At 68.3% G+C, this 1,113-nt stretch carries 1 protein-coding gene; it reads left to right on the top strand.

The window, feature by feature from the left end:
* The coding region (locus ACFUEL_RS39875; protein ID WP_380243146.1) for an RICIN domain-containing protein at positions 1-1,073 on the top strand (1,073 nt) is incomplete at its 5' end.
* Between the last annotated feature and the right edge of the window lie 40 nt (positions 1,074-1,113).

The raw sequence follows: 1,113 nt of genomic DNA, 5'->3' as shown, positions 1-1,113 counted from the left end.
ACCAGCAGTGGCGGCTGGTGGCGAGCGGCTCGGGCACGTTCCAGATCGTCAGCGTGCGCAGCGGGCTGTGCGTCAGCGACCAGGGGGCGTCCACCGCCTCCGGGACGCCGGTGATCCAGGAGACCTGCACCGCCAACACCAACAAGCAGTGGGCCTTCCGCCCCGTCAGCACCGGACGGACCTGGTCGGACACCGCGGACGGGTTCGCCTCCACCGGGGGCGGGACGACCGGCGGCGCGGCCGGCCCGACCGTCACCGTCACCACCTTCGCCGACCTGGTCAAGTACGCGACGGCGGACGGCCCCTACACGATCCGGGTCGCGGCGGCCGTCACCGTCACCCCGTACGGCCACGAGATCCCGGTGAAGTCGAACAAGACCATCGTCGGCGTCGGCACCGCGGGCGAGATCGTCCACGGCGGGTTCTTCCTCGGCACCGGCGTGCACAACGTGATCCTGCGCAACCTCACCATCCGGGACGCCCGGATGGCCGACGACGACCCGGACGACAAGGTCTACGACTACGACGGCATCCAGATGGACACCGCCGACCACGTGTGGATCGACCACAACCGGATCGAGCGGATGAACGACGGCCTGATCGACAGCCGGAAGGACACCAGCTACCTCACCGTCTCCTGGAACGTCATGGGCGAGGAGAACAAGGCGTTCGGGATCGGCTGGACCGACAACGTCACCGCCCGGATCACCATCCACCACAACTGGATCCACGACACCAACCAGCGCAACCCCAGCGTGGACAACGTCGCCTACGCCCACCTCTACAACAACTACCTGCAGAACGTCGCCTCCTACGGCAACCTCTCGCGCGGCGCCTCGAGGACGGTGATCGAGAACAGCTACTACGACCACGTCAACAACTCCTACTACAACGACACTTCCGCCGCCGCACTGAGCCAGAGCGGCAGCATCGTGGTCAACAGCACCGGCAAGCAGCAGACCAACGGCACCACCTTCACCCCGTCCTCCTTCTACCCGTACACCCTGGACCGGGCCGAGGACGTGCCCGCGCTGCTCGCCCGGTACGCCGGCCCGCAGAGCACCATCGGCTGACGCCGGGCCGGGTCCGCCCCCGCACCGGGTGCTGCGGGGG

The organism is Kitasatospora sp. NPDC057198 (assembly GCF_042670125.1).
In the GTDB taxonomy this organism is placed as follows: domain Bacteria; phylum Actinomycetota; class Actinomycetes; order Streptomycetales; family Streptomycetaceae; genus Kitasatospora.
This window is presented reverse-complemented; position numbering and strand designations above follow the sequence as displayed.